Consider the following 7,422-nt stretch of genomic DNA (forward strand, 5'->3'; position numbering starts at 1 on the left):
TAATTTTCACGCATGCTATGCCTTTTTTTTAAGGATAGCTAGTCAGAAATGTAGACAAATGCGACAGCTAAGCAATACTGGCCTAAAAAATGCTAAGCTAAGCTATAACTCATTTATTTGTATTTTATATCGCCCATTATGTTGCATTATCAAATCGAATTTGACGATTATCGTCAGCACCTTATTCACGTAACTCTTCGCTTTTTAGCAGATCCAACGCAAGTCCTTTCTTTACCGACCTGGATTCCGGGCAGTTACCTGATTCGTGAGTTCTCAAAGCATATTGAAGCGGTCAAGGCTTATGATGAGGACGGACGCCAGCTACAAATCCAGAAGTTTGAAAAGAATAAATGGCGTTTATTCAATACGGATCATGAACTGATTACGGTGGAATATGATGTCTATGCGTATGACCTGTCTGTTCGTGGTGCATATGTGGATCAAAACCGTCTTTATGTGAACCCGGCTTGTGCATGTTTAGGGCTGGAAGGTCAGGAACATAAAGAAATTGAAGTAGAAGTATTCTTGCCGGATGAGCTAAAACATTTCCAGCTTGCGACAGGTATGCAGGCTAAAAGTCTGGTCAAAGGTCGTTATACCTTAAAAGCTAAAAACTATGCTGAACTGATTGATGCGCCGTTTGAACTGGCGGAGCAGACCCGTTTCAGTTTTGAAGCCAATGGCATTCCGCATGAGTTTGTAGTGTCAGGCAAACATGCGATGAATGAACAGCGTATGAAGCAGGACATTGAGAAAATCTGTGCGACAGAAATTTCCATGTTCGGTTCTGCGCCATTCAATGATTATACCTTTATGACCATAGCAACCGGTAACAGCTATGGCGGTTTGGAGCATCCAAACTCAACCAGTCTGATTACACCGCGTGATGATTTCCCTAAAGTAGATGAGCCTAAAGAGCCATCGAAAGATTATCAGCGTTTCCTTGGCCTATGTAGTCATGAGTATTTCCATTCATGGTTAGTGAAATTTATTCGTCCAGAAAACTTCGTGAATTATGATCTAAATAAAGAAGGCTATACCTCTTTGCTTTGGATCTTTGAAGGGTTTACGTCGTATTATGATGACCTGATTCTGCTCCGTAGTGGCGTGATTAATCAGGAATCTTATATTGCATTGCTCAAAGCGCAGATTGACCGTTATTTGCAAAACCCGGGACGTTTTATTCAGTCAGTATCTGAGTCTAGCTTTGATGCCTGGGTAAAATTCTATCGTCAGGATGAAAACTCAAATAATGCCGGTACCAGCTACTACAATAAAGGCTGTTTAGTTGCACTTTGTCTGGATCTAGGTTTACGTCTGCGTGGCTCAAGTCTGGACGCTTTGATGCGTAAGCTATATGAAAATACGCAAAATGGCATTCAGGTCAATGAACGCACTATTTTCGAATTGTGTCAGGAATTGACTGGTGATAACTGGTTAGAACAGATTAATCACCTGATCAATACTACTGATGAATTGCCATTAGATCAGTTATTACCTGAATTTGGCGTGAGCTATACGCTGAAAAATGACAAGTCATTACCATTTGGTTTGAAACTTGTAGATAAGCCTGAAGGTGTGCTGGTTCAGTCTGCACGTCGTGATGGAGCAGGGGTGAAAGCGGGCCTTTCAGCGAATGATGTGATTGTGGCGATTGATGGGCTTAAAGCAACGACGAAACTTGTCGAGAAATATGCGAAACAGGAAGGTACGTATACTGTCCATGCATTCCGTCGTGATGAGCTGATGACTTTTGACGTTCAAAATGGTGGTTCTGAACTGACTGAAGTTGAATTGAAAGTTGAAGATCAAACTAAAGCTGAGAAATGGTTGAAAGCTTAATTTAGCATTTGCTGTTTTAAAAAACCGGTGTTGATGCACCGGTTTTTTTATTGCATTAAGTTTTAGAATAATTATTTAACGATCAGTCGTGAGGTTCCACGGAATTCAGCCACGATTTGATCTTCCTGATTCAGGATCTGAATATCGTAAATCCCACTGCGACCGCTACTGGCTTTATGTTCAGCTATGGCGGTAAGGGTATCACCGAGCAGTGCCGGTTTCAGATAATGAATACCACAATGTTGGCCGACTGCTGGATGTTCGCCGGTATTGCAGGCAATGGCAAATGCAGCATCAGCTAATGCAAAAATCACAGCGCCGTTACAGGTCTGATGCCCCTGTAAATGTTGTTCAGACACTTTAAGTTCAATCTTCGCATGATTGTGGTTATAAGAAATTAGATGCGCACCGAGATACTGAATTAACCGGTCCTGATTAAACATCTGGTTCACTTGCTGATCCATTGCAAAACTCCTTTTTTAGATACACTTATTTTAAAAATATTAATTATATGAATCATAAATAGCACTCTAGGAGATAAATAACAAGCGAAAGCCAGATGAATGATGAAATGCAGCCATTTTACTTATCAAAATAAAGCGCCATGAAAATGACGCTTTTAGGGATTAAGAATTAGTTACCACGATAGGTTGAATAACCATAAGAGCTCAGTAATAAGGGAATATGATAGTGCTCCAAAGCACCGTCAATCGTAAATACCACAGGTACTTCAGGGAAGAAGGTGCGTTGATTATTGGCCTTAAACCAGTCACCGGTTTTGAAGGTCACTTTATAGATGCCTTTCTGTAAAGCTGTATCTTTAGGATAAAACTCTTTGATACGGCCATTGGCATCTGTTTTTAACTCATTCAGTTTTATCCACTTGTCACCTTGCTGAGCTTCCAGAATCACCGCGACATTGGCGGAAGGCAGACCAGTTTCCTGATTCAGCACATGCACACTTAAAGGATTCTGTGCAAAAGAAAAGCTTGCTGTCGCCGCTAGAAGAGCACCAAAAATAATTTTTTTCATAGGTCTGTTCCTATTCAATAGATAGATAAAATTAAAGTTGTTTTAAAGTATGTTGAATGCCTTGTGCGGCACATTGATGATCCTGTTCAGAGCCACCAGAGCCTGCAACGCCAACAGCGCCAATGAGCTGGTTTTTATAAACCACAGGTACCCCGCCGCCCAATAATAACAATTCATCCAGGGTATTTAAATTTTGTGCATCCGGGTTCTTTTGTGCATGACGCATGAAATCCAATGTACTGGTCTTAGTCGAGTATGCAGTAAAGGCTTTACGCTGTGATGCAGTTAAATTGTGAATTCCGACAGATTCATGCCGTTGACTGGCCAAGACATTGCCGCCTTGATCCAGTACTGTGACTGCAGCGGGTTTGCTGGCTTTCTGACAAGCTTGCATGACGTTCTCAGTAAGCTGATTTGCTGTACTCAAGTCCATAATATAGGCCGTTTTTAATTCAGCATGGCTTAAGCTAACCATTGCTAAACTCGCTAGATATAAAAATATTTTTCTCTGATTTAATCTACTTCTCATGATAATGTTCAGTCATATAGAAATTGAGAAGATCATAATCAAAGAATGGAAGCTCATGGATGACAATCAGATTACCAATTTGTAATCTTTGCGCCGTATGAAATTGATTAAACTCAGCCCATGCATATTTTAATTGTAGAAGATGAAACCAAAATTGCCGGCTTCTTGGCTACAGGCTTAAATGAATCCGGCTACCAGACTACACAAGTGGGTAATGGCCTGCATGCCTTATCGGTGCTGGAACAGCAACCGATTGATCTGGTATTGCTGGATGTGATGCTGCCCGACCTAGACGGCTGGCAAGTCCTCAAAACCTTGCGTACTTTCTCTAAAGTCCCCGTACTCATGCTGACTGCCAAAGATCATGTGCTTGACCGGGTCAAAGGGTTGGAACTGGGTGCAGATGACTACTTAACCAAGCCTTTCTCTTATATCGAACTTTTGGCCCGAATTAAAAGCCTACTGCGCCGTGTACCAAAAGTTGAACATGAAATGTATCAGGTGGCCAATTTAGAGCTGAATCGTTTAACCCGGGAAGTATTTCGAGACCAGCAAAAAATTGAGCTTACCCAAAAGGAGTTTGCGCTTTTACAGTTGCTGATGGAACACCAGTCCGAAGTTTTAACCCGGACACAAATTGCTTCACTGGTCTGGAATATTAATTTTAATACCGACACCAATGTCGTTGATGTTGCTGTACGCCGATTACGTTCTAAAATTGATGATCATTTCAGTCCAAAACTTATTCATACTGTACGTGGTATGGGTTATAAACTGGATGTGCACGCATGAAAATGCATTTAGGCACACGTCTCGGCATCGCTTTTGGCCTTATTTCCTGTATCGTTTTTTTAAGTATCGGCGGGTTGTCCTATCACAATATGCAGCAGATGGTGCAACAACAGCAGGATGAAGCTTTGGCCTTGCGGATTTCCAGAATAGAAATATTTCTGGCTGATCAGCAAAGCTTTCAGGTGCTGATCGAGCATCCGGAGCTTTATGAGAATATGCTTGGACAGGAAGATAACTTACTGATTCTTAAAAATGCTCAGAATACCTTGATTGACATTAATCCTTTAAATATCGCTATTCCTCTATTGGATTATCACACCAAGCTGAATTATCAAAATAATAAGATTGAACAACCCACGACCCGTTTGGCATTTAAGCAAGTGGACTTTAATGGACAGTCTTATCAACTGATTACCGGTAAGCAGCTCGCAGCAGGGCAACAGGTTTTAAAACATTACCTGATAAAATTAGTGATCTACACTCTGCTTGGTATTATTTTATCTACTTTGTTAGCCTGGCTGATGGGACACTATCTACTGCGATCCATGCGCCAATTAATTTACGCCACTCAGCAAATTAATGTGCAGCAGCTGGATCAGCGTATCGAGTTGCCATCCCGAACTATTGAGGTGCAGCAACTAACCGAGGCCATGAATGCCATGCTGGACCGAATACAGCAAGGCTATGAACAGTTGGCCCGATTTTCTGAAGATATTTCCCATGAATTACGAACGCCCCTGAATAACTTGATGGGGCAAACCCAGATTGCCTTGTCGAAGTCACGCAGTCGCGATGAATTAGAAAATTTGCTGTATTCCCATCTGGAAGAGTATGAACGTCTAACTCAGATGATTGAAAACATGCTATTTATCGCCCGAGTTGAACATGGCCACTATCAGATAGAAAAACAGACACTAGAACTTAGCCAGATCATAGAAGATTTGCTGGCATATTTTGAGTTTCTGGCAGAAGAAAAAAATATATCTATTTATACGGATATTCCGGCTCAACTGAATATAGCTGCGCATCCGGAACATCTGCAACGTGCGCTTGCCAATTTACTCAGCAACGCAGTGCAGTATGGAAAGGAAAATGGCGAGATCAGAATCACGGCGATGACTACAGAAAATAGCTGTCGGATTGATGTGCTGACAGCAGGTGTACAGATCCCCGAGCAGCATTTAGCCCATCTGTTTGAACGCTTTTATCAAGTTGATAGCAGCCGGCATCAAAAAGCCCAAACGGGTGGTTTGGGCTTGGCGATTGTGCAGTCCATTATGCAGTTGCATCAGGGGGAAGTTCAGGTGAATAACCATTCTCAAGGGGTGGTCTTTAGTTTGATCTTCCCGATCTAAGCAGTGGCTTAACGTGTACGACGGCCACGACTCTTGGTATTTGGACGGGTGGTACCATTGGTCTTGCGACGTGGTTTTTCACCTTCTTCCATTTGCCAGATACGCGGTGTGCCGGTTTTTTTCTTGGTGCCGTCTTTCGTTACTTTCTTGTTAATTGGTTTACCACCGGTACCACCCGGTTTTTTCACATAAGAGCGCGAGCGGTAAGGTTCTTGAGCAGGCACATCTTTAAAGTCTGGATAAAGTAGGGGTTCAATTTCTTTAGTTTCACCTGGCTGTAAACCTAATTGAACCAGATCAATTGAACCGATTTTGGTACGGATCAAACGTAAGGTAGGAAAACCAACGGCTGCAGTCATACGACGTACCTGACGGTTACGGCCTTCACAGATTGAAATTTCGACCCATGAAGTTGGAACAGAAGCACGGAAACGTACAGGAGGATTGCGCTCCCATAACCATTCCGGTTCAATGACTTTAATTGCTTTGGCTGGCAGCGTAATACCGTCATTCAGTTCAACACCCTTACGAAGCTGTTCTAGAGCTTCTTCGGTTATATCCCCATCGACCTGAACCAGATAAGTTTTGAATTTTTTGCTGGCTGGATTGGTAATATATTGGTTTAAACCGCCATGATCGGTCAGGAACATCAAACCTTCAGAATCCATGTCCAGACGACCGGCAATACGCAGATCCGGATCGTCTACGAAATCCGCCATAGTCTGATGTTTTTCATCTGGACGAAATTGGGAGAGGACGTCATAAGGCTTGTTAAGAATGACAATTTTCACTTTAACCTACTAAAATATATAAAATAATTCTGGTGTGGCAGTCATGTTGCCCATTGTGATACTCCTTTACTTATAAGTAGGAGATAAGGGAAGACATAAAAGAGTCCACTAAGTGGAAGCTATCATAGCAGATTCTGATTTATCTTCCTTGAATTTATGTTTTGTATCTAATCTGATTGCGACCATGCCGCTTTAAAATGATGTACTTTTTGTATTCAAATATGATCTTCCGTTTAAGAATGTTAATCCTCAATGATCTTCATTTTCTACTGAACTTGTCGAGTCAGTTAAGGGAAGATCAGACAATTCAAGGCTAAGCAAAAAATTGACAATGATTTTTATAGAGCTGAAATGGTCTTAACGGATTTACATACCATACAAAAGCTTTCCAAACTGGCTTAGACCACTACAAAGCAAGCTGATATTTTAATTTCACAGTTTCTAATATTTTTAATTTTGAGGTGAACAATGAAATTGTTGACTTTAATTAGTATGGGTATTGCAGCGAGTTATTGTTATAAAAGCATCAAACATAACAAGCAAAATCTTTCAAATCTAAGTTTTGATGAAGTGATAAATCAACACATTTTACGAGATTTTATAGCCTGAGCATTATTCATATTTACCGTTAGCTTAAGCTAATTATAAATAGAGAATCTCAACATATCCTGTTGGGATTTTTTATTTTTATCATTTAAATATTTTTAGATAAGATGAGTAAGAAAATTTATATCAAAATGAAAGTTACATGATTAATCTATTAAATAGTCAATTAATACAACTCTATAAAGCAATGTAAACGAAAAATTCAAATCTTCTGCTAAATTAAAAAATAAACCAAATGTGTGGAGGTTTGTATGAGAAATATACCAGAAGGAACCCAGGTTATTCATCATATATCAGCTCAGGACGGTGCATTCTATAAGGAAGAAAATGGAATTCTGAAAGTCTGGATGATGTGTGCTTAAAAAACAGGAGGGTTTAACTTGGTAAACTATACATACTCATTAGGAGTTTACCATGAGCAAGAAACAGAAGACTTACACCGCAGAATTTAAAGCTGAAGCCATAAAAGCCATTG

At 40.6% G+C, this 7,422-nt stretch carries 8 protein-coding genes; 4 read left to right on the forward strand and 4 right to left on the reverse strand.

What is annotated here, in order from left to right; all coding sequences use genetic code 11:
* The first annotated feature begins 138 nt into the window (after nucleotides 1-138).
* Entirely contained in the window at nucleotides 139-1,842 is a 1,704-nt protein-coding gene (locus tag FTU72_RS05970) for a M61 family metallopeptidase (RefSeq protein WP_180052527.1), read from the forward strand.
* Nucleotides 1,843-1,913: 71 nt separating this feature from the next.
* Here FTU72_RS05970 and paaI read toward each other — a convergent pair whose 3' ends face one another.
* The 3 genes from paaI to FTU72_RS05985 all read right to left on the reverse strand — a co-directional run bounded on the left by paaI (nucleotide 1,914) and on the right by FTU72_RS05985 (nucleotide 3,349).
* Nucleotides 1,914-2,306 (reverse strand): hydroxyphenylacetyl-CoA thioesterase PaaI, encoded by a 393-nt coding sequence (paaI, locus tag FTU72_RS05975; protein ID WP_180011661.1) that lies wholly within the window; start codon nucleotides 2,304-2,306, stop codon nucleotides 1,914-1,916.
* A gap of 169 nt (nucleotides 2,307-2,475) precedes the next feature.
* Complete coding sequence (gene uraH / locus FTU72_RS05980) at nucleotides 2,476-2,874, reverse strand: hydroxyisourate hydrolase (protein WP_159123243.1); 399 nt, start codon at nucleotides 2,872-2,874, stop codon at nucleotides 2,476-2,478.
* 31 nt (nucleotides 2,875-2,905) lie between these two features.
* The gene (locus tag FTU72_RS05985; RefSeq protein ID WP_240904205.1) at nucleotides 2,906-3,349 is read right to left on the reverse strand and encodes a heme-binding protein; all 444 of its coding nucleotides are present in this window, start codon (nucleotides 3,347-3,349) and stop codon (nucleotides 2,906-2,908) included.
* A 174-nt stretch (nucleotides 3,350-3,523) separates the two neighbouring features.
* On the opposite strand from FTU72_RS05985, the gene FTU72_RS05990 reads away from it, so the two are divergent.
* Nucleotides 3,524-4,195, forward strand: a complete 672-nt coding sequence (locus tag FTU72_RS05990; protein WP_180011659.1) for a heavy metal response regulator transcription factor — start codon at nucleotides 3,524-3,526, stop codon at nucleotides 4,193-4,195.
* On the forward strand, nucleotides 4,192-5,550 hold the full coding sequence (locus tag FTU72_RS05995) for a heavy metal sensor histidine kinase (RefSeq protein WP_179993222.1): 1,359 nt from the start codon (nucleotides 4,192-4,194) through the stop codon (nucleotides 5,548-5,550). Before FTU72_RS05990 ends, FTU72_RS05995 begins: the two co-directional genes overlap by 4 nt.
* An 8-nt stretch (nucleotides 5,551-5,558) precedes the next feature.
* Here FTU72_RS05995 and FTU72_RS06000 read toward each other — a convergent pair whose 3' ends face one another.
* Nucleotides 5,559-6,341, reverse strand: a complete 783-nt coding sequence (locus tag FTU72_RS06000; protein WP_180004080.1) for an rRNA large subunit pseudouridine synthase E — start codon at nucleotides 6,339-6,341, stop codon at nucleotides 5,559-5,561.
* Between the two features lie 468 nt (nucleotides 6,342-6,809).
* Here FTU72_RS06000 and FTU72_RS16550 point away from each other — a divergent pair, with 468 nt between their 5' ends.
* Nucleotides 6,810-6,950, forward strand: a complete 141-nt coding sequence (locus FTU72_RS16550) for a hypothetical protein (protein WP_373683635.1) — start codon at nucleotides 6,810-6,812, stop codon at nucleotides 6,948-6,950.
* Nucleotides 6,951-7,422 lie beyond the last annotated feature (472 nt).

This window comes from Acinetobacter sp. YH12137 (assembly GCF_013418535.1).
Taxonomy (GTDB): domain Bacteria; phylum Pseudomonadota; class Gammaproteobacteria; order Pseudomonadales; family Moraxellaceae; genus Acinetobacter.

Bases quoted from the DNA above. Each gene is read 5' to 3' on its own strand.
- FTU72_RS05990 (WP_180011659.1), top strand. From the start codon at position 3,524: ATGCATATTTTAATTGTAGAAGATGAAACCAAAATTGCCGGCTTCTTG.
- FTU72_RS05970 (WP_180052527.1), top strand. From the start codon at position 139: ATGTTGCATTATCAAATCGAATTTGACGATTATCGTCAGCACCTTATT.
- FTU72_RS05995 (WP_179993222.1), top strand. From the start codon at position 4,192: ATGAAAATGCATTTAGGCACACGTCTCGGCATCGCTTTTGGCCTTATT.
- FTU72_RS16550 (WP_373683635.1), top strand. From the start codon at position 6,810: ATGAAATTGTTGACTTTAATTAGTATGGGTATTGCAGCGAGTTATTGT.
- uraH (WP_159123243.1), bottom strand. From the start codon at position 2,874: ATGAAAAAAATTATTTTTGGTGCTCTTCTAGCGGCGACAGCAAGCTTT.
- FTU72_RS05985 (WP_240904205.1), bottom strand. From the start codon at position 3,349: ATGGTTAGCTTAAGCCATGCTGAATTAAAAACGGCCTATATTATGGAC.
- paaI (WP_180011661.1), bottom strand. From the start codon at position 2,306: ATGGATCAGCAAGTGAACCAGATGTTTAATCAGGACCGGTTAATTCAG.